Source organism: Acidovorax sp. GW823-FHT05D11 (genome assembly GCF_058795695.1).
In genome coordinates this window covers 3314092-3332887 of sequence record NZ_CM179502.1, presented here as the reverse complement: position 1 = coordinate 3332887, position 18796 = coordinate 3314092, and the positions used below count along the sequence as shown (strand labels likewise).

Sequence of the window (18796 nt, the reverse complement as noted above, 5' to 3'; positions counted from 1 at the left end):
TTATCCGTTGCGTTGTCCGCTGCCCTTGAGACCGGCGCTGCCCATGCCAGAGCCGCCGCGCAAGGGCCGCCCCGCCGCGCTGGCGGCGTCCCCCTTGAGGGGGAAGGCGCGAAGCGACTCAGGGGGAGCATTGACTATTGCACGCATGATCTTTTCCTGGGAGGCTTCGGCGGTGGGCATCTCGGCCACAAAGCGGCCCTCGTTCATCACGTAGATGCGGTCCGTGATGCCCAGCAGCTCGGGCATTTCGGAAGAGATCACGATCACGCACTTGCCCTCGGCCGCCAGCTGGGCGATGAGGGTGTAGATCTCGTACTTGGCGCCCACGTCGATGCCGCGCGTGGGCTCGTCCAGGATAAGCACCTCGGGGTTGGTGAAGAGCCATTTGCCCAGCACCACCTTCTGCTGGTTGCCGCCCGAAAGGTTCAGCGTCTTCTGGTCCACCCCCGAGCAGCGGATGCGCAGCTTCTCGCGGTAGTCCTGCGCCACCCGGTGCTCGCGGCCGCTGTCGATCACGGTGGCGAACGAAACACCTTCCAGATGCGCCAGGGAGGTGTTGAACTGGATGTCTTCGTTCAGCACCAGGCCATTGCCCTTGCGGTCTTCGGTCACATAGGCCAGGCCGTGGCGCACGGCCTTTTCCACGGTGCCCACGTCGATGGCCTTGCCGTGCAGCCGCACCTCGCCGCTGATGCGCTGGCCCCAGGACCGGCCAAAGATGCTCATGGCCAGCTCGGTCCGGCCCGCGCCCATCAGTCCCGCAATACCGACGATCTCACCGCGCCGCACGTTCAGGTCGATCCCCTTGAGGTGCTCGCGGTCGCCGTGCTGAGGGTGGTGGGCACGCCAGTCGCGCACTTCAAAAACGATGCCGCCGATCTGCGGCTGGCGCTGGGGGTAGCGATCGCTCATCTCGCGGCCCACCATGGCCTGGATCACGCGGTCCTCGCTCACCGGGCCTTCGCGGCAGTCCAGCATCTGCACGGTGCTGCCGTCGCGCAGCACGGTGATGGCATCGGCCACCCGCGAGATCTCGTTGAGCTTGTGCGAGATCAGGATGCAGGTGATGCCCTGGGCTTTCAGCTCCAGCAGCAGGTCCAGCAGGGCCTGGCTGTCGTTCTCGTTGAGGCTGGCAGTGGGCTCGTCCAGGATCAGCAGGCGCACCTTGCGCGACAGCGCCTTGGCAATCTCCACCAGCTGCTGCTTGCCAACGCCCAGCTGGCCCACCGGTGTGTCGGGCGACTCGCGCAGGCCAACCTTGTGCAGCAGCGCCTGGGCGCGGCTGTGCGCGGCCATCCAGTCGATGACGCCGTGGCGCGCGGTCTCGTTGCCCAGGAAGATGTTTTCGGCGATCGAGAGCAGCGGTACCAGCGCCAGCTCCTGGTGAATGATGATGATGCCCAGGTGCTCGCTGTCGCGGATGCCGGAGAACTGACGCTCCTGCCCGTCGAACAGGATCTGACCGCTGTAGCTGCCGTGTGGGTAGACACCCGACAGCACCTTCATCAGCGTGGATTTGCCCGCCCCGTTTTCGCCGACGATGGCATGGATCTCCCCGGCCTGCACCTGCAGGTTGACCTGGTTCAGCGCCACCACCCCGGGGAAGGTTTTGCGGATGTCCCGCATTTCAAGAAGCATGGTCTCTCAGTCTTTTGGCGGGCTGCGGGCCCGTCCCGGTTGCATTCCGTCCGCTAGGCACCAGAGGTGCCAGGCGGACGGCGGCTCTACGTGCCGAAGCCTGGCATGCCTACTTGATTTGTGATTCCTTGTAGTACCCGCTGCCCACCAGCACCGCGTTCCAGTTGGAGGCATCCACCGACACGGGCTTGAGCAGGTACGAGGGCACCACCTTCACGCCGTTGTTGTAGGTCTTGGTGTCGTTGATCTCCGGCTGCTTGCCCGACAGCGTGGCGTCCACCATGTTGGCGGCCACCTTGGCCAGTTCGCGCGTGTCCTTGAACACGGTGGAGGACTGCTCGCCCTTCAGGATGGATTTGACCGAGGGCACCTCGGCGTCCTGCCCGCTGACCACGGGGCAGGGCTGCTGGGCGGTGCAGTAGCCCACGCCCTTCAAGGACGACAGGATGCCGATGGACAGGCCGTCGTAGGGCGAGAGCACGGCATGCACCTTGTCCTTGCCGTAGTAGGCCGACAGCAGGTTGTCCATGCGCGCCTGGGCGACCGAGCCGTCCCAGCGCAGGGTGCCCACCTTGTTCATGCCCGTCTGCTTGCTGCGCACCACCAGCTTGCCGCTGTCGATGTACGGTTGCAGCACGCTCATCGCGCCGTCGTAGAAGAAGAAGGCGTTGTTGTCGTCGGGCGAGCCGCCGAAGAGTTCGATATTGAACGGGCCCTTGCCCTGCTTCAGGCCCAGCTTGTCGACGATGGAAGTGGCCTGCAGCACGCCGACCTGGAAGTTGTCGAAGGTGGCGTAGTAGTCCACGTTCTTCGAGCCCTTGATCAGGCGGTCGTAGGCGATGACCTTGACGCCCTTGTCGGCCGCGTTCTGCAGCACGCGCGAGAGGGTGGTGCCGTCGATGGAGGCGATCACCAGCACCTTGGCGCCCTTGGTGATCATGTTCTCGATCTGCGCGAGCTGGTTGGGGATGTCATCGTCCGCGTACTGCAGATCGGTCTTGTAGCCGCGCTCCTTGAGCACCTTGACCATGTTGTCGCCATCGGCGATCCAGCGCGACGAGGACTTGGTGGGCATGGAGATGCCGATGCTGCCCTTGTCCTGGGCCAGCGCCAGCGGCGCGGTGCCCATGGCGGCAAGTGCCACGGTGGCCAGTGCGGCCTTGAAGATGGTGCGTTTCATGGATTTGTCTCCTGGTTTTATGGTTTTGTTCCCGGCCCCAGCAAAGCCTGCGATGGCCCGGGCCGGCCTCCCGCCATGCTGCCGGCTTGGCGCCGACAGCAGCGGCATCATCAGTACTTGCGTTTCGGGAACTCGGCGGCAGCCACTTCCATCGGGAAGATGCCTTCCTCGGTCACGATGCGCTTTTGCACCGCCTTGCCGGCCTTGATGTCCTTCACGGCCGTCATCAGCTGCGGGCCCAGCAGGGGGCTGCATTCCACGCTCACGTTGAGCTTGCCGGCGATCATGGCCTCGAAGGCGCCCTTGACCGCGTCGATGGAGATGATGGTGATGTCCTTGGCGGGCTTGAGGCCGGCTTCCTCGATGGCCTGGATCGCGCCGATGGCCATGTCGTCGTTGTGCGCGTAGAGCACGTTGATCTTCTTGCCCTCGGCCTTGAGGAAGGCTTCCATCACCTCCTTGCCCTTGGCGCGCGTGAAGTCACCGGTCTGCGAGCGCAGGATCTTGAACTTGGGGTCGGCCTTGACGATTTCCTCGAAGCCCTTCTTGCGGTCGATGGCCGGGGCCGAGCCCACGGTGCCCTGCAGTTCGACGATGTTGACGTCGCCCTTGTGGTCCTTCATCTTGTCCACCAGCCAGCGGCCGGCCTTGCGGCCTTCTTCCACGAAGTCCGAGCCCATGAAGGTCACGTACAGCGACTGGTCCTTGACGTTGACCGAGCGGTCGGTCAGCACCACGGGGATCTTGGCGGCCTTGGCTTCGCGCAGCACGTTCTCCCAACCCGACTCGACCACGGGCGAGAAGGCGATCACATCCACCTTCTGCGCGATGAAGGAGCGGATGGCCTTGATCTGGTTCTCCTGCTTTTGCTGGGCGTCGGAGAACTTGAGCTCGATGCCCGCCTCCTTGGCTGCGGACTTGATCGACTCGGTGTTGGCGGTGCGCCATTCGCTCTCGGCACCCACCTGGCTGAAGCCCAGCACGATGGGTTTCTGGGCCCAGGCGGCGCCCGGGAGCAGCCCGGCCACGGGGGCGCAGGCAAGGGCGGATACGAGGGTCCGGCGGTTCAGTTTCATCATTTGTCTCCTGTCTGTCTGTTGTTGACGCTGTTGTGGAAGAAAGAAATGCACTGCGGGGAAAGGGAAGCGGGCGTTTCAGGCCAGCATGTAGCCGGTCTTGACCGTGGTGTAGAACTCGGCGGCGTAGCGGCCCTGCTCGCGCGGGCCGTGGCTCGAATCCTTGCGCCCGCCGAAGGGCACATGGAAGTCCACCCCCGCCGTGGGCAGGTTGACCATGGTCATGCCGACCACGGCATTGCGCTTGAAATGCATGGCGTGCTTGAGCGAAGTGGTGCAGATGCCTGCGCACAGGCCATAGGGCGTGTCGTTGGCCAGGGCCAGCGCATGCTCGTAGTCGTCGGCGCGCAGCACGCAGGCCACGGGGCCGAAGATCTCCTCGCGGGCAATACGGTGCTCGGGCCGGGCCAGGAACAGCGCCGGGGCCATGTAGTGGCCGGGCGTGGCGCGTTCCAGGCGCTCGCCGCCCCAGACATGCTGGGCACCCTCGCTCCGGGCGATCTCCAAATAAGACAGGTTTTGTTCCAGCTGGCCGGCATCGGCCACCGGGCCCATCTCGGTGCCGCGCTCGAGCGCATGGCCCACCTTCAGGGCCACGAGCCGCTGGCGCAGCCGGTCCACGAAAGCGTCGTGCACGCCCGATTCCAAGATCAACCGGCTCGAAGCCGTGCAGCGCTGGCCGGTGGAGAAGTACGAGCCCTGCAGCGCGCAGTCGATGGCCTGGTCCATGTCGGCGTCGGCCAGCACCACCAGCGGGTTCTTGCCGCCCATCTCCAGCTGCACCTTGGCGCGGCGCGCGGTGGCCGACTTGAGGATGCGCTCTCCGGTATCGACCGATCCCGTAAAGCTGATCGCATTCACCAGCGGGTGGTCCACCAGGGTCTGCCCGACCTCGCGGCCACTGCCCATGAGCAGGTTGAACACGCCGGCCGGCAGGCCGCAGCGGCTGATGATCTCGGCCAGGGCCCAGCCGCAGGCGGCCACCAGCTCGGCCGGCTTGAACACCACCGTGTTGCCATAGGCCAGGGCGGGGGCGATCTTCCAGGCCGGGATGGCGAACGGGAAGTTCCAGGGGGCGACGATGCCGACCACGCCCACGGGCTCGCGGGTCACGTCCACCTGCACGCCCTGGCGCACCGAGGCCATGAGCTCGCCCGGGATGCGCAGCGCCTCGCCGGCAAAGAACTTGAAGATCTGGCCGGCGCGGGCCACCTCGGCCACGGCCTCGGGCAGGGTCTTGCCTTCCTCTCGGGCCAGCAGCGTGCCCAGCGCGTCCTTGCGCGCCAGCAGTTCGCTGCCGATCAGGTCGAGCACGTCGGCGCGGCGCTGGGGGCTGCTCTGGCTCCAGTGGGGCAGGGCGTCGGCGGCGGCGCGGATGGCGCGTTCGGTCTGGTTGCGGTCGGCCCGGGCGTATTCGGCCACCACCTCACGGGTGTCCGACGGGTTGGTGCTCACCCCGGTGGTGGTGCCGATCTCCCAGCGCCCATTGATGAGGTGCCGGGGGGTGAGCTGCTGTGTGTCGCCGAGTTTCATGGGAACCTGGGAAAGAACCTTGGTGCGGATGTGCGGCAAAGTCTAAGATCGATTTAGATATCAATCTAATAGTTTTTTTGACAAAATACATATACGTCCACGCATTCTGGAAAACCCCATGAGCACCTACAACCACTGGTTCATCCGCGCACGCCTGAAGACGCGCCAGCTGCTCTTGCTGGTGGCCCTGGCCGAGGAGGGCAACATCCACCGCGCGGCCCAGGTGCTCAGCATGACCCAGCCGGCGGCCTCCAAGCTGCTCAAGGACCTGGAGGATGTGCTGGAGGTGTCGCTGTTCGAGCGCCTGCCGCGCGGCATGCGCCCCACCTGGTATGGCGAGACCATGATCCGCCACGCACGCATGGCGCTGGCCAGCCTGAACCAGGCCCATGTGGAGCTGGCGGCGCTCAAGACCGGGCACTTCGGCCAGGTGGGCATCGGGGCCATCACCTCGCCGGGCCTGAGCCTGCTGCCCGCCGCCGTGGCCCTGGTCAAGCAGGAGCACCCGAGCCTGCGCATCTCGCTCGATATCGAGACCAGCCCGGTGCTGATGGACCGGCTCGAGCAGGGCAAGCTCGACATCCTGGTGGGCCGGCTGTTCGAGGAGCACGACAAGGCCAACCTGCGCTACGAGCCGCTGAGCGAGGAACTGGTCTGCGCCATGACCCGCCCGGGCCACCCCCTGCTGGGTGTGCCGGGCCTGGCCCTGCGCGACGTGCTGGCCGCGGGCTGGATCGTGCCGCCCGCGGGCAGCGTGCTGCGGCACCGCTTCGACCTGATGTTCCAGCAGGAGGGGCTGGCGCCGCCGGTCAACGTGGTGGAGACCGCGGCCCTGCTGTTCATGACGCGCATGCTGCAGCAAAGCGACATGATCGCCGTGGTGGGGGCCGACGTGGCGCACTACTACGCATCGCACGGCATGGTGTCGATCCTGCCGCTGGCCATGCCCTGCCACATGGACGCCTTTGGCATCATCACCCGCAGCGACCGCCTGCTGTCGCCCGCCGCCAAGGTGATGATGAAGGCTCTCAAGCAGACCAGCCTGGTGCAGTACGGGCGCCGGCTGGAAGCGGGAGACTGAGCGTGCTTCCCTGTCGGAGCTTGTGCTTGTCGGTGCCGCTCGATACTGGCGCGGCATAGGCCAGGACCGCCGCGCAAGGGCCGCCCCGCCGCGCTGGCGGCGTCCCCCTTCCCGAATGGCGCAGCCATTCGAGAGAAGGGGGAAGGCGCGAAGCGACTCAGGGGGATGGTCCGAATCACACCCAGCCGGCGTCGACCTTGAATTCCTGCGCGGTGCACATCGCGGCATCGTCGGACGCCAGGAACAGCACCATGCGCGCGATGTCGTGCGGGCGCAGCTTGTCGGGCAGGCACTGGTTGCGCGCCAGTTCCTTCTCGCCCTCGGCGTCGAGCCAGAGCTTGATCTGGCGCTCGGTCATCACCCAGCCGGGCGACACGGTGTTGATGCGGATGCGGTCCTGGCCCAGCGTGCGCGCCAGGCCCCGCGTGAGCCCGTTCACCGACGACTTGGCAATGGCATAGCAGGGGTAGCCCGCGCCCTTGCCCTGCCAGCCCGTGGAGCCCAGGTTGACCACCGAGCCCGCGCCCAGGCGGCGCATGCCGGGCACCACGGCCTGGATGGCGAAGAAGGCCGGGCGCTCGTTGATGGCCATGCGCTCGTCGTAGTAGTCGGGCGTCACGGATTCCAGCGTGTGGCGGTCGTCGCTGGCCACGTTGTTGACCAGCACCGAGAAGTCGCCCTGGGCGGCGGCCTCGGCGATGGCCGCCTGCAGCGCGGCGATGTCGCGCACGTCGCACACCTGCCACCAGGGTCGGGCATGGCCCGCGTCGGCGATCTGCTGGGCCAGCGCCTCGCTGGCTTCGCGCGCCACGTCCACGAAGGCCACGCGCGCACCCTGTTCGGCGAACGCCGCGACGATGGCCGCGCCGATGCCGCTGCCCCCGCCCGTGACGAAGACCGATCGGCCTTGCAGGCTGGGAAAGTGGGCGAGCGTGGCGGGCTGGGAGGGGATATGGATAGCAGTTGTCATTGCAATTTGTATATCAAAAAATTCCAAAAATAATCATTCCATGCATCAATTGACGTTGATAAGATGCCCGGCGTCAAGAGGCAGGCAGCTAAACAACAAACAGGAGACAAGCTTTGAGCAACCAGAGTCCCATGGCAGCGGCCGTTGCGCCGTCGCGATTTCCCGTCCCCACCCTCACGGCGCCCCTGCGCTGCGTGGTCCAAGCCGATGCGCAGCTGGGCGAGGGGCTTGTATGGTCCGTGCGTGAGCAGGTGGTGTATTGGCTGGACATCCTGGGCTGCCGCCTGTACCGGCTGGACCCGGCCACGGGCGTGCAGACGCAGTGGAGCTTCGACGAAGAGATCTCGGCCCTGGCCGAGCGCCGGGACGCGCCCGGCCTGATCATCACCCTGCGGCGCGGCTTTGCGCTGTTCGACCCGGCCACCGACAGCGCCCCGCGCTACCTGCACCAGCCCGTGGCCGAGCTGCCGGGCAACCGCTTCAATGACGGCAAGTGCGACGCGCAGGGCCGCTTCTGGGGCGGCAGCATGGACTTCGACTGCCAGCTGCCCACCGGCGCGCTCTACCGCTACGACCCCGACGGCCGCTGCACGCGCCACGACGAGGGCTTCGTCGTGACCAACGGGCCCACCTGGGCCCTGGTGGAGGGCCGACAGTGCCTGTACTTCAACGATACGCTCAGCTCCATCACCTGGCGCTACGATTTTGATGCCGCCGCCGGCACCGTGTCGCACAAGCAGGTGTGGAAACGATTCAGTGCCGAGGATGGCCTGCCCGACGGCATGACCACCGACGCCCTGGGTCGCCTCTGGATCGCCCACTGGGGCGGCCACTGCGTGACCTGCCACGACCCCGAGACGGCCGAGGAACTGGGCCGCGTGGTGCTGCCCGCGGGCCAGGTCACCACCTGCGCCTTTGGCGGCGCGGACCTGCGCACGCTGTTCATCACCACCGCGCGGGTCGGCCTCACGCCCGAGCAGCTCGCTGCACAGCCGCTGGCCGGCAGCGTGTTTGCCATCGAGATCGACAGCCCCGGCGTGCCGGCCCATCTGTTCGGCGGCTGACCTCCTTCACGAAAGCATACGCATGAGCGACGCCACCACCCACCCCATCACCTGGTTGAGCCACGCGGGCCAGCACCTGGGGCTGGTCCCCTCGCTGGGCGGCAGCGTGGCCGCCTGGCAGATCGACGACCCCCGGCAGCCCGGCGGCCGGATCGACCTCTGGCGCCCCTGGGACGGGGCCACGCCCGATCTGTACAAGATGGCCTCCTTCGCCATGGTGCCCTGGTCCAACCGCATCAGCGGCGGCGGCTTCACGCACGCCGGGCAGTTCCATCCCGTGCGGCCCAACCGCGCTGGCGAGCCGTACCCCATCCACGGCGATGGCTGGCTGCAGCCCTGGGAGATGGCCCAGCCCGCGCCCGACACGCTGCAGATGACGCTGCGCTCGCAAGGCTTTGACGGCAACCCGTACGACTATGAGTGCGTGCAGACCTTTCGCCTCGTGGAGGGCGGCCTGGACCAGGGCGTGCTGGTGCAGCACCGTGGTGCCCAGCCGCTGCCCTATGGCCTGGGGCTGCATCCCTGGTTTCCGCGCACGCCGGGCACGCGCATCACGGCGCCGGTGCAGGGCGTGTGGCTGTGTGGCGACGACCCTTTGCCCACGGAGCACACGCAGCAGTTTCCGCCTGGCTGGGACTTGAACAGCGGCGCTCCCGCCAACGGCGGCCTGATCGACAACGCCTACACCGGCTGGGGTGGCACCGCGCAGATCGACTGGCCCGAGCGCGGGCTGCGCCTTACCGCCCACATGCCAGACTTTGACAAGGACGGCGGCGCGGCCCACCACTACTGCCTGGTGTACCGCCCGCCGCAGGGCCCGGCGTTCTGCTTTGAGCCCATCACCCAGCCCATCGATGCTTTCCACCAACCGGGCCAGCCCGGCCTGCGCAGCTTGGCGCAGGGCGAGGTGCTGGCGATGAACGTGTCGTGGCGGTACGGGGCGTTGTGAGCGCCCCGGGGGGCGCCCCAGAAGTGGGTTTGTAGCTAAATCAGCCGGTAGCGCTAGTGAATCATGCGCTGGCAGCTATTAAATCGATAGTGAATCAGATCACCCGGAACCCGTGGGTGCCGTCGCGCCCCAGTTGTTCCACCAGCCCGAACTCCCAGTCCAGGTAGGCCTGCATCGCCTCGCGCGGGCTGTCGGTGCCTTCGTACGGGCGGCGGTAGCGGTCGATGCGCGGCGAGGCCAGGCGCGTCTCGCCATGCTCCAGCGGCAGGCCCTGGGCGATCCAGGCCAGCGTGCCACCCTCCAGCACCACCACCTCGGCACCACCCGTCAGGCGGGCCAGGTCCTGCGCGGCATAGCGGGCCAGCAGGCTGCTGCCGCAGGTGAGCACATAGCGCTGCGCGCGCGGGATGGACTGCACGGCCTGCGCGAGCTGTGAGCGGATCACGAACCACGCGCCGGGGATGTGGCGCAGCGTGTAGTTGGCGCTGGTGGTCAGGTCCAGCACGGCTGTGTGGTCGGCGCCGCCGTCTTGCAGCCAGGCCGCCAGCTGGGCGGGGGTGGCCCAGGCGATGGGGCCTTCGGGTTCGGGCACGGTGTTGGCCACGGCGCCGGTCTCGCTGAAATCCGCCGGCTGCGCGCCGTCGAGCACCCACACTTCCCAGCCCATCTGGGCCAGCCACGATGCGCTCATGTTGGCGCGCACGCCGTCGTCGTCCACCAGCACCAGGCGCGCGCCGCGCACGGCGGCCGTGTGGTCGGTCTCCTGCACCAGCTGGCCGCCGGGGGTGTTGCGAAAGCCCGGCAGGTGGCCGGCCGCGAACTCCTCGGGCGTGCGCACGTCCAGCAGGTAGGTGGTGCGGCCGGCCTCGGCCACGAAGCGCGCCAGGTCGCCGGCCTGGGCGCGCTGCACGCGGGCCCGGTCGGCCACGTTGCGCGCCTGTTGCGGTGCCTGATTGCGGTCGATGTGCACGGCGGGGTCGAAGCGTCGGCGGGCGCCGCGTTCCAGCGTCTGCCCGGCCAGCAGCCAGCCGATGGTGCCGTTGCGCAGCGCGGCCACGGGGTTGGGGATGCCCGCGTTCACCAGCGACTGCGTGCCGATGATGCTGCGCGTGCGGCCCGCGCAGTTCACGATGATCTGCGTGGCCGGGTTGGGCGCGAGCGCCTGCGCGCGCAGCACCAGCTCGGCGCCGGGCACGCTCACGCCGGTGGGGATGTTCATGGTGTGGTACTCGTCGTAGCGGCGCGCGTCCAGTACCACCACGTCGGCCCGGGCGTCGATGAGCGCCTGCACTTCTTCAGCCGCCAGCGAGGGCGTGTGGCGCTCGGCCTCCACCAGCTCGCCGAAGGACTTGCTGGGCACGTTCACGTCGATGAACAGCTCGCCCCCGGCATCGCGCCAGCCCTGCAGGCCGCGCGCCAGCAGGGTCACACGGGTGTAGCCCAGCTGCTGGAGCGTGCGTGCCGCGGGTTCGGCCAGGCCCTCGCCATCGTCGTAGACCACGATGAGGGTGTCGCGGCGGGGAATGCGCGCGAAGGCCTCCAGCTCGATCTTGCTGGCCGGCAGGTTGGCGGCGAACAGCGGGTGGCCCTGGGCATAGGGGTCTTCCTCGCGCACGTCGAGCAGGGCGATTTCCTCGCGGGCGAGCAGGGCCTCGCGGACCTGGAGGACGGAAGTCTCTGGAATGGTGGAAGCAGTCATGGGGAAATCGTACGGGTCTTCGAAAACAGGTTCAGGCCGAGGGCGCCGGGTTGCGGGACAGGTCCCAGATGTTCGGAAGCGTCGCATTGCTGTAGCCCGAGATGAACGGCTTGGCCGTGCCGTCTTCCAGGTACACGCTGCGCTGCACGGCGCCGATGTTGGCGCCATACACGTGGATGCTGATGGAGGTCTGGCCCTCCCACGCATTGTTCACCCGGTGCACGTCGCCGATGGTGGGCGACACGGCATCGACATCGCCGGGCCGCAGCCGGTGCGGTGCGCCCTCTGGCGCCCAGCGCCCATCGGCGGTGCGGGCGAATGCCTGCGAATCTTCGGCGCCGCGCAGCATGCCGATCAGGCCCCACACCGTATGGTCGTGGATGGGCGTGGCCTGGCCCGGGCCCCACACAAAGCTCACCACCGAGAAGCGGCCCAGCGCATCGGCATGCAGCAGGTACTGCTGGTAGCGGTCGGGGTTCGGCTGCGCAAACGCGGCCGGCAGCCAGTCGTCGTGGGCCACCAGGGCGCCCAGCAGGGCGCCGCCGCGCGCCAGCAATTCTGGCTCCGGCGGCGTACTTTCCACCAGCGCGGCCAGTTGCCGCACGAAGTGGCGCAGGCGGGCGGTGTCGGGCGCTGTGGACGTTGGTGTCGCGCACGAGGCGGGCTGCGGCAGGGCCGTGGAGGCGAGGGCATTCATGCGCTGTATTGCACCAGTGTCCGGCGCGGGGGTGTGTGGAATCTTTTGCATATGCATCTCCGTTTTTCTTCGTTCTCTTTTGGTGCCCGTGCGCATGCAATGCGGTCAGCGGGCTGCGGATGCGCGGCCATTTTGTCTTTTTCACACAAAAGGTGCAGGGCATGAACAACAAGGGTCAGATTCTGGGTGGGGGAGAAGCGCGCTGGTCGCGCCGGCAGTTGCTGCGGGCCACGGGCGCGGCCACGGTGGTGGGCGCCTCGGGCGTGGTGGGCAGCCACGTGCTGGCCGCCGGCAAGCTGCGCGAGGTGAAGCTGGCGTGGAACGCCAATGCCATCTGCCTGTCGGCCGCCCCGGTGGCGATCGAGCGTGGCATCTTCGAAAAGCACGGCCTCAAGGTCGAGCTGGTCAACTTCGCCGGTTCCACCGACCAGCTGCTGGAGACCATCGCCACCTCCAAGGCCGACGCCGGCCTGGGCATGGTGCACCGCTGGATCAAGCCGCTGGAGTCGGGCTTCGACGTGAAGCTGGTGGGCAGCTCGCACGGTGGCTGCTCGCGCCTGGTGGGCTACGAAGCGGCGGGCGTGACCAGCCTGCAAAAGCTCAAGGGCAAGACCATTGCCGTGTCGGACCTCAACAGCCCGGGCAAGAACTTCTTCTCGGTGCTGCTCACCAAGGCCGGCCTGAACCCCGAAAAGGACGTGACATGGCGCCAGTTCCCCGGCGACATGCTGGGCCTGGCCGTGGAAAAGGGCGAGGCCCAGGCCATTGCCGACGGCGACCCCAACCTGCTGCTGATCCAGCGCCGCACCAAGGGCCTGGTGGACCTGGCCTCCAACCTCTCGGGCGAGTACGCGGCCAAGACCTGCTGCGTGCTCGGCGTGAGCGGCGCCATGGTGCGCAACGACAAGGGCACGGCCGCGGCCCTCACGCGCGCCATCATCGAGGCCTCGGACTTCGTGGCCGACAACCCGAACGAGACGGCGCGCATCTTCAGCCCTTACTCCAAGGTGCCGCAGGACGACCTGCGCGCCGTGCTGGGCACGCTCACGCACCGCAGCCACCCCGTGGGCACGGCGCTGCGCCAGGAGATCGAGTTCTATGCGCGCGACTTCAAGCTGGTGGGGGTGCTCAAGCCCTCCACCGATCCCGCACGTTTCGCCGCCCACGTGCATGCCGACGTGCTGGCCTGAAGTGACGCATTCCCTGAGTCGCTTCGCGCCTTCACCCCTCTCTCGCATTGCCGCGCAATGCGGGAGGAGGACGCCCCCAGCTCGGCGCGGTGCGGTGGCCCTTGCGCGGGCGCACTGGCTGTGGGCGCGCCAGTTTCACGGGTTGTGGGCGATGCGCATCGCCACACGAGCTGACATTCACCGGAGTTTGCCATGAGCACCGTTGCCGACCATATCCTGCCAGCGCCCAATTCCGTGGCCGAGGCGCCCCGGGCGCGACGCCCCGCGGCGCCTCCCGCGAAGGTGGCCGCGCCCGCCGCATTCGGCGCGGCCCGGCCCATTCCCGCCTTCTGGCGGACGGGCCTGTTGGCCGCCGCCGCCTGGGCGGCGCTGGGCCTGCTGACCTACCTGTGGCCCAACAAGCCGGCAGGCTTCAGCGAGTGGGCATTCACCGAAGAATTCGCCATCGGTGCCGGTGCCGTGGCAGTGCTTCTGGCGGTGCTGGCGTTCGTTGCGGGCGCGCTGGGGCCCGTGGGCCACAAGGTGCGGCGGACCGGCCCCTGGCTGGTGGCCATCGCCGCCGGCCTCACGGTGTGGGAGGTGTTCACCGCCAAGCTGGGCACCTTGCCGCCCCCGTTCTTCGCACCGCCGCAAAGCCTGGTGGAGGTCTACGCCACCGACTGGGCGCGCCTGCTGGAAAGCGCGGGCGCATCGGTCCGCCTGCTGGGGCTGGGCATCGCCATCGGCGCGGCGGCAGGTTTCACCACGGGCGTGCTCATCGGCTGGTCGCGCCAGGCCAGCTACTGGATCCACCCGGTGCTGCGCATCCTGGGCCCCGTGCCCACCACGGCGCTGCTGCCGGTGAGCTTCTACTTCTTTCCGTCCAGCTGGTCGACGGCGATCTTCCTGATCGCGCTGGGCACGGCCTTCCCGGTCGCCATCCTCACCTGGTCGGGCGTGGCGGGCGTGCACAAGAACTACTACGACGTGGCGCGCACCATGGGCGCGTCGCCCTGGTTCCTGGTGCTGCGCGTGGCCATCCCGGCGGCGCTGCCGCAGGTGTTCGTGGGCCTGTTCATGGGCCTGGGCGCGGCGTTCTCCACCCTGGTGGTGGCCGAGATGCTGGGCGTGAAGGCCGGCCTGGGCTGGTACCTGACCTGGGCCCAGGGCTGGGCGGCGTACCCCAACATGTACGCCGCGCTGATCGTCATGGCGCTGCTGTTCTCGGGCGTGATCACCTTGCTGTTCGTGCTGCGCGACCGGGTGCTGTCGTGGCAGAAGGGGGTGGTGAAATGGTGAGCACCGCGACCGCCCCTGAAGCGGGTGTGGGAGCCAAAGTGACGGGCGCACGCATCGACGTGCGCAATGTGAGTCACTGGTTCGACCTGCCCGCCGGCCCGCTGCACGTGATCGACGAGCTGGACCTGTCCATCGCCCCCGGCGAGTTCGTGGCCCTGCTCGGGCCCAGCGGCTGCGGCAAGAGCACGCTGTTGCGCCTGGTGGCGGGGCTGGAGCCCGCGACCACGGGCGAGCTGCTGCAGGACGGCGCGCCCATCACCGACCCCGATCCCTCGCGCATCGTGGTCTTCCAGGACCCCACGCTGTTTCCCTGGCGCACCGTGTGGGACAACGTGGCCCTGGGCCTGCAGGCGCGCGGCATCCTGCGCCAGCAGCGCCACCGGGTGGACGAAGCGCTGCGCCTGGTCGGCCTGCAGGACTTTGCCAAGGCCTTCCCGCACCAGCTGTCGGGCGGCATGGCGCAGCGCGTGGCATTGGCCCGTGCGTTGGTCAACGACCCGAGCCTCCTGGTGCTCGACGAGCCGCTGGGCAAGCTCGATTCGCTCACGCGCCTGACCATGCAGACCGAGCTCGTGGACCTGTGGCAGCGCACGGGCTTCTCGGCCCTGCTGGTCACGCACGATGTGGAAGAGGCGCTCTTCATGGCCCAGCGCGTGGTGGTGTTCTCCGACCGGCCCGCGCGCATCCAGCAGGTGCTGGTGAACGATTTGCCCTACCCGCGCCACCGCGGCGACCCGCGCCTTGCGGCCCTGCGCCACGAGGCCCTGGCGTTGCTGGGCCTGGGTGCGAGCTGGTAGGCCAGCGGGTTGTCGCCGGATCTGCTGAACGGCCTGCTCGAAGGCCTGCTCGCCGCGCAGCAGGGCCTGCGCGCGGTGCTGCATGCGCTGGGCCTGGCGCCGGAAGTCCATGGCCAGCCCGCATGGCCGTGGGGGCACCGCATCGCGGCCGAGATGCTGGCGGTGGACGCGGGCCACGCGCGGCAGGTGCTGCTGTCCCTGTTGTGCGCGGGGGCCGCGCTGCTGGCCCTGGCGGTGTCGCTGCCCTTCCAGCGCGCGCGCCCGTGGCTGATCGCCTTGGCGGCCGCATTGCTGGTGTTTGCCCCCTGGCCCCAGGCGCACCTGCTGCTCGCGCCCGCCGTGCCCACCAGCCTGCACCAGTCGCCCACCGGTTTCGCTGCCGGGGGCATCGTGCGCGGCCAGGCTGTCTACCAGCAGCACTGCGTGCGCTGCCACGGCGCCGATGGCCGGGGCGAAGGCCCCGATGCCCCGCAGCTGGCCCAGTGGCCGCCCAACCTGAACGGCGCGCTGCTGTGGAAGCGGCTCGACGGCGAGCTGTTCTGGCGTGTGCGCGAGGGCATGCACAACCGCGCTGGCGTGCAGACCATGCCGGGCGTGGGCAGCGCGCTGCGCGACGAAGAGATCTGGGACGTGCTGGACTATCTGCAGGCCCATGCCGCAGGGCAGATGCTGCGCGAGGCCGGCACCTGGGATCGGCCCGTGCGCCTGCCCGGCATGGCCGTGCAGTGCCGCCATGGCCGGGCCCGCCAGAGCCGGGACCTGGTGGGCCAGCGCGTGCGTGTGGCCGTGGCGGGCCCGGGCGTGCCGCTGGTGGCCGATGACCCGCGCCTGGTAACCCTGGTGGCGGGCGCCTTGCCGGCGGGCGCCGATGCCGAGTGCCAGCCGCAGGGCGATCCGCAGCACAAAAGCGCCGTGGAGCAGGCGCTGGCCCTGGTGTTGGGCGTGTCTGCCGCCGAACTGCCGGGCTACCAGCTGATCGTGGACCGCGCGGGCTGGCTGCGTGCGCGGGGCCAGCCCGGCAAGGCCGCGTGGTCCGAGGACGACCTGGTCTGCCGGGCCACCGCCGCGCCCGCGCCGCCGGTCGGGGCCGCCACGGCGCCGGTGGATGGCCTGCAGGCGCTCATACGCCGCATGGACGCCGAGCCGGTGCGCCTTGTGCGAGGAGGCTTTCCCCACTGAGCACCGGGCCTTGGGCCGCCGTGGGGCCAGGGCCCGGAAAATGAATGAAAACGGCTTACAGCGCCGTTGGACAAGCGCTGATAGCTATCAATGAGATAGCATTTCGCCCCAACCTCGGTGGCTCACGCTCCCGGCTGGACCAGGTTGATGAGATTGCCGCACGTGTCCTCGAACAGCACCGCCTTGATGGGCCCCATGGCCAGGGGCGTGCCACGGAACGCCACGCCCCGCTCCGAAAGCCTGCGGAACTCCGCATCGATGTCATGGGTCATGAACGCGGTGGCCGGAATGCCCGCCTCGAACAAGGCCTTCTGGTAAACCCGCGCGGGCGCGAAGGCCATGGGCTCCAGCACCAGCTCGACGCCCGTGGCGCCTTCCGGCGATGTCACGGTGAGCCAGCGGAAGGTGCCCATGGGAATGTCATGCTTCTTCTCGAAGCCAAGGACCGTGGTGTAGAAGTGCAGGGCGTGGTCCTGGTCTTCGACGAACAGGCTGGAGAGCGTGATTTGCATGGGTTCTTCCTCGCGGTTTTCGTGGGGGGAGGGGCTGCCGGGCCGGAACCTCCCTGGATTCCGGCGGCCTGTGGGCCGGATTCTCCACGGTACGGCTTGGCGCCGCCACCGCGCCACCCCGAAGCACAAAAGCCCGCGGGTGCGGGCTTTGTACACGGAATGGCGCTCCACGGGCGGCGAGAAAGCTAGGGCTTCTCTATGTATCCCGGCTCGGCGGCTTCGTCCGGGGGCTCCTTGGGCGCTTCGGGTTCGACCACCTGGCCCACGGCCGCGCCGCCGAGGGCGCCGGCAATGGCGCCTGCCGTGCCGCCCACGAACACGCCCACGGGCCCGGCCACCGCCACGCCCACGGCCGCGCCGGCGGCGGCTCCGGCCATCATGCCGCCCCCCATCAGGGCGGATTTGGACTCGCGCTCGGATTCACTCGGGCTCAGGGTATGTTGCGCGGCGGGGTCGGGGTCCTGCGAGGGGACGCCGTGGCCGGGCACGGCCTGTGCGGCCAGGTCGGGGTCGATGGGTTTTTCCTCGGCCACGGGATTCGAGAGGGTGTTCATGGGGCTCTCCTTGTCGTGTTGCGGGCAGGCGAGCAATGTCACTCGCTGCATTCATTCTTGGACGGGGCGGGCGCGCTGCCCGCCATCCAAGGAATCGGCCGCCTGTCGGACAAATGCCCGTGGCGCGGGCCTGCTTGACGGGGGTCAAGGAGCGGGCGGCCCCGGGGCCGGCCCGTGGCGCAAGGGTGCGAACGCACGGCGGCCGCGCCGCAGCCAGGGTTTGGGTATGAAAAGTGCCGCTGCCGACCATCCATCCAGCGGTAGTTGCTATAAAAGGAGAAGCGTTGGCGAGAAACGGCCGGCCGCCGCTACATCGGCTCCAGCCGCGCCCTCTTCATCATGGTTTCCGTGAATGCGATTTCCTTGCCGAAAGCGCGTGTGAAGGCCTCGCTGTCCTGCACGAAGACCTGGCCGCCCTGTTCTTCCAGCGCGCTCACGACGGCGGGCTGCCTGAGCGCGGCATCGAGGGCGGCGCGCACGCGCGCGACGATGGCGTCGGGCGTGCCGGTGGGCACCGAGACACCGCCCCACGACGTCAGCTCCACGCCGGGCACCTGCAGCTCCGCCAGCGTGGGCACGCCCGGCAGCTTGGGGTTGCGCCGGGGGCCGGTCACGGCCAGGGCCCGCAATTTTCCAGCCTGGATGTTGGCGTACGCCACCGAGGTGATGGGGGCGCCGAAAGTCACCTGCTGGCCCATCACGGCATTCACGATCTCCGAGGCGCCCTTGTAGGGCACGTGGGTGGCTTCGGCCTGGGCCACGCTCAGCAGCATCTCCACCCCCAGATGCGACGGGGTGCCGATGCCGCCCGACGCGTAGTCGATCTTGCCCGGCTGAGCGCGCATGCGGGTGAGCAGTTGCTCCAGCGTGCGGATGTCGGAGCTCGCGTGCACGATCACCGTGGTGTCGGAACTGGTGAGCCCGATCACGTGGCGGAAGTCCTTGAGCACGTCATACCCGGGCGCCTTGTACATGCGCATGCTGGCCGCCATCGGTGAGCCCGAGTAGATCCAGGTGTAGCCGTCCGGCGCGGCCTTGGCCACCTGCCGCGCGCCCAGGTTGCCGCCCACGCCGCCACGGTTCTCGATGACCACGGGCTGGCCCAGTTCCTTGGACACGGCCTCGGCCACGATGCGGGCCGTGGTGTCGGGCCCCGTGCCGGCCAGATAGGGCACCACCCACTTGATGGCGCGGCGGGGCCAGGGGTCGGAGGCCAGGGCGGGCGTGCCCGCCAGCAGCGGCAGCAGGCTGGCGGCCAGCAGGGCGCGGCGGCGCGGGGAGGATGGGGAATGGGTTGTCATGTCTTGTCTCCTTGTGATTGTCGGGTGGGTGCGCTCGCGCACTGGGGCACCGTTGTGGCGGTATGGCGGACCCGAGCAACTGGCCTGGCCCGGGCCGG

General features: G+C 68.7%; 17 protein-coding genes. 7 read left to right on the top strand and 10 right to left on the bottom strand.

The features are described from left to right. The 4 genes from mmsA to AC3RCE_RS15470 all read right to left on the bottom strand — a co-directional run bounded on the left by mmsA (position 1) and on the right by AC3RCE_RS15470 (position 5427). Positions 1-1638 (bottom strand): multiple monosaccharide ABC transporter ATP-binding protein, encoded by a 1638-nt coding sequence (mmsA, locus tag AC3RCE_RS15485; RefSeq protein ID WP_492253410.1) that lies wholly within the window; start codon positions 1636-1638, stop codon positions 1-3. Positions 1639-1747: 109 nt separating this feature from the next. Beyond that, positions 1748-2818, bottom strand: coding sequence for a multiple monosaccharide ABC transporter substrate-binding protein (chvE, locus tag AC3RCE_RS15480; protein WP_492253409.1), 1071 nt, complete (start codon positions 2816-2818; stop codon positions 1748-1750). 110 nt (positions 2819-2928) lie between these two features. Then, a complete protein-coding gene (locus AC3RCE_RS15475; protein ID WP_492253408.1) occupies positions 2929-3894 on the bottom strand; it encodes an ABC transporter substrate-binding protein in 966 nt (321 codons plus the stop codon). Positions 3895-3972: 78 nt separating this feature from the next. Further along, complete coding sequence (locus tag AC3RCE_RS15470; RefSeq protein ID WP_492253407.1) at positions 3973-5427, bottom strand: aldehyde dehydrogenase family protein; 1455 nt, start codon at positions 5425-5427, stop codon at positions 3973-3975. A gap of 118 nt (positions 5428-5545) precedes the next feature. Here AC3RCE_RS15470 and AC3RCE_RS15465 point away from each other — a divergent pair, with 118 nt between their 5' ends. Further along, positions 5546-6508, top strand: coding sequence for a LysR substrate-binding domain-containing protein (locus AC3RCE_RS15465; protein WP_218294635.1), 963 nt, complete (start codon positions 5546-5548; stop codon positions 6506-6508). Positions 6509-6683: 175 nt separating this feature from the next. Here the strand turns inward: AC3RCE_RS15465 and AC3RCE_RS15460 are convergent, their stop codons facing one another. Beyond that, positions 6684-7478: an SDR family NAD(P)-dependent oxidoreductase gene (locus AC3RCE_RS15460; RefSeq protein WP_492253406.1), complete on the bottom strand. Its 795-nt coding sequence runs from the start codon at positions 7476-7478 to the stop codon at positions 6684-6686. A gap of 131 nt (positions 7479-7609) precedes the next feature. Between AC3RCE_RS15460 and AC3RCE_RS15455 the strand changes: the two genes are divergently transcribed. Both AC3RCE_RS15455 and AC3RCE_RS15450 read left to right on the top strand, forming a co-directional pair. Then, positions 7610-8542 carry an SMP-30/gluconolactonase/LRE family protein gene (locus AC3RCE_RS15455; RefSeq protein ID WP_492255390.1) on the top strand — a complete coding sequence of 311 codons (933 nt, stop codon included), beginning with the start codon at positions 7610-7612 and terminating at the stop codon, positions 8540-8542. A gap of 22 nt (positions 8543-8564) precedes the next feature. After that, entirely contained in the window at positions 8565-9491 is a 927-nt protein-coding gene (locus tag AC3RCE_RS15450; RefSeq protein ID WP_492253405.1) for an aldose 1-epimerase, read from the top strand. Between the two features lie 94 nt (positions 9492-9585). Here AC3RCE_RS15450 and AC3RCE_RS15445 read toward each other — a convergent pair whose 3' ends face one another. Then, complete coding sequence (locus AC3RCE_RS15445; protein WP_492253404.1) at positions 9586-11190, bottom strand: rhodanese homology domain-containing protein; 1605 nt, start codon at positions 11188-11190, stop codon at positions 9586-9588. Between the two features lie 31 nt (positions 11191-11221). After that, a complete protein-coding gene (locus tag AC3RCE_RS15440; RefSeq protein ID WP_492253403.1) occupies positions 11222-11887 on the bottom strand; it encodes a cysteine dioxygenase family protein in 666 nt (221 codons plus the stop codon). 161 nt (positions 11888-12048) lie between these two features. Between AC3RCE_RS15440 and AC3RCE_RS15435 the strand changes: the two genes are divergently transcribed. From AC3RCE_RS15435 to AC3RCE_RS15420, 4 genes are all read left to right on the top strand, one after another. Further along, positions 12049-13077: an ABC transporter substrate-binding protein gene (locus AC3RCE_RS15435; protein WP_492244894.1), complete on the top strand. Its 1029-nt coding sequence runs from the start codon at positions 12049-12051 to the stop codon at positions 13075-13077. Between the two features lie 192 nt (positions 13078-13269). Continuing rightward, the gene (locus AC3RCE_RS15430) at positions 13270-14355 is read left to right on the top strand and encodes an ABC transporter permease (RefSeq protein WP_492253402.1); all 1086 of its coding nucleotides are present in this window, start codon (positions 13270-13272) and stop codon (positions 14353-14355) included. After that, the gene (locus AC3RCE_RS15425) at positions 14349-15152 is read left to right on the top strand and encodes an ABC transporter ATP-binding protein (protein ID WP_218294642.1); all 804 of its coding nucleotides are present in this window, start codon (positions 14349-14351) and stop codon (positions 15150-15152) included. The genes AC3RCE_RS15430 and AC3RCE_RS15425 overlap by 7 nt, the downstream gene beginning before the upstream one ends. Positions 15153-15161: 9 nt before the next feature. Beyond that, on the top strand, positions 15162-16331 hold the full coding sequence (locus AC3RCE_RS15420) for a c-type cytochrome (protein ID WP_492253401.1): 1170 nt from the start codon (positions 15162-15164) through the stop codon (positions 16329-16331). 122 nt (positions 16332-16453) lie between these two features. Here the strand turns inward: AC3RCE_RS15420 and AC3RCE_RS15415 are convergent, their stop codons facing one another. The 3 genes from AC3RCE_RS15415 to AC3RCE_RS15405 form a co-directional block, all read right to left on the bottom strand. Beyond that, positions 16454-16843 carry a VOC family protein gene (locus AC3RCE_RS15415; RefSeq protein WP_218294644.1) on the bottom strand — a complete coding sequence of 130 codons (390 nt, stop codon included), beginning with the start codon at positions 16841-16843 and terminating at the stop codon, positions 16454-16456. Between the two features lie 185 nt (positions 16844-17028). Next, on the bottom strand, positions 17029-17397 hold the full coding sequence (locus tag AC3RCE_RS15410; RefSeq protein WP_492253400.1) for a hypothetical protein: 369 nt from the start codon (positions 17395-17397) through the stop codon (positions 17029-17031). Between the two features lie 308 nt (positions 17398-17705). After that, positions 17706-18698 (bottom strand): Bug family tripartite tricarboxylate transporter substrate binding protein, encoded by a 993-nt coding sequence (locus AC3RCE_RS15405; RefSeq protein ID WP_218341029.1) that lies wholly within the window; start codon positions 18696-18698, stop codon positions 17706-17708. Positions 18699-18796 lie beyond the last annotated feature (98 nt).

Bases quoted from the DNA above. Each gene is read 5' to 3' on its own strand.
- chvE (WP_492253409.1), bottom strand. From the start codon at position 2,818: ATGAAACGCACCATCTTCAAGGCCGCACTGGCCACCGTGGCACTTGCC.
- AC3RCE_RS15450 (WP_492253405.1), top strand. From the start codon at position 8,565: ATGAGCGACGCCACCACCCACCCCATCACCTGGTTGAGCCACGCGGGC.
- AC3RCE_RS15465 (WP_218294635.1), top strand. From the start codon at position 5,546: ATGAGCACCTACAACCACTGGTTCATCCGCGCACGCCTGAAGACGCGC.
- AC3RCE_RS15445 (WP_492253404.1), bottom strand. From the start codon at position 11,190: ATGACTGCTTCCACCATTCCAGAGACTTCCGTCCTCCAGGTCCGCGAG.
- AC3RCE_RS15470 (WP_492253407.1), bottom strand. From the start codon at position 5,427: ATGAAACTCGGCGACACACAGCAGCTCACCCCCCGGCACCTCATCAAT.
- AC3RCE_RS15455 (WP_492255390.1), top strand. From the start codon at position 7,610: ATGGCAGCGGCCGTTGCGCCGTCGCGATTTCCCGTCCCCACCCTCACG.
- AC3RCE_RS15435 (WP_492244894.1), top strand. From the start codon at position 12,049: ATGAACAACAAGGGTCAGATTCTGGGTGGGGGAGAAGCGCGCTGGTCG.
- AC3RCE_RS15405 (WP_218341029.1), bottom strand. From the start codon at position 18,698: ATGACAACCCATTCCCCATCCTCCCCGCGCCGCCGCGCCCTGCTGGCC.
- AC3RCE_RS15440 (WP_492253403.1), bottom strand. From the start codon at position 11,887: ATGAATGCCCTCGCCTCCACGGCCCTGCCGCAGCCCGCCTCGTGCGCG.
- mmsA (WP_492253410.1), bottom strand. From the start codon at position 1,638: ATGCTTCTTGAAATGCGGGACATCCGCAAAACCTTCCCCGGGGTGGTG.
- AC3RCE_RS15425 (WP_218294642.1), top strand. From the start codon at position 14,349: ATGGTGAGCACCGCGACCGCCCCTGAAGCGGGTGTGGGAGCCAAAGTG.
- AC3RCE_RS15415 (WP_218294644.1), bottom strand. From the start codon at position 16,843: ATGCAAATCACGCTCTCCAGCCTGTTCGTCGAAGACCAGGACCACGCC.
- AC3RCE_RS15410 (WP_492253400.1), bottom strand. From the start codon at position 17,397: ATGAACACCCTCTCGAATCCCGTGGCCGAGGAAAAACCCATCGACCCC.
- AC3RCE_RS15430 (WP_492253402.1), top strand. From the start codon at position 13,270: ATGAGCACCGTTGCCGACCATATCCTGCCAGCGCCCAATTCCGTGGCC.
- AC3RCE_RS15475 (WP_492253408.1), bottom strand. From the start codon at position 3,894: ATGAAACTGAACCGCCGGACCCTCGTATCCGCCCTTGCCTGCGCCCCC.
- AC3RCE_RS15460 (WP_492253406.1), bottom strand. From the start codon at position 7,478: ATGACAACTGCTATCCATATCCCCTCCCAGCCCGCCACGCTCGCCCAC.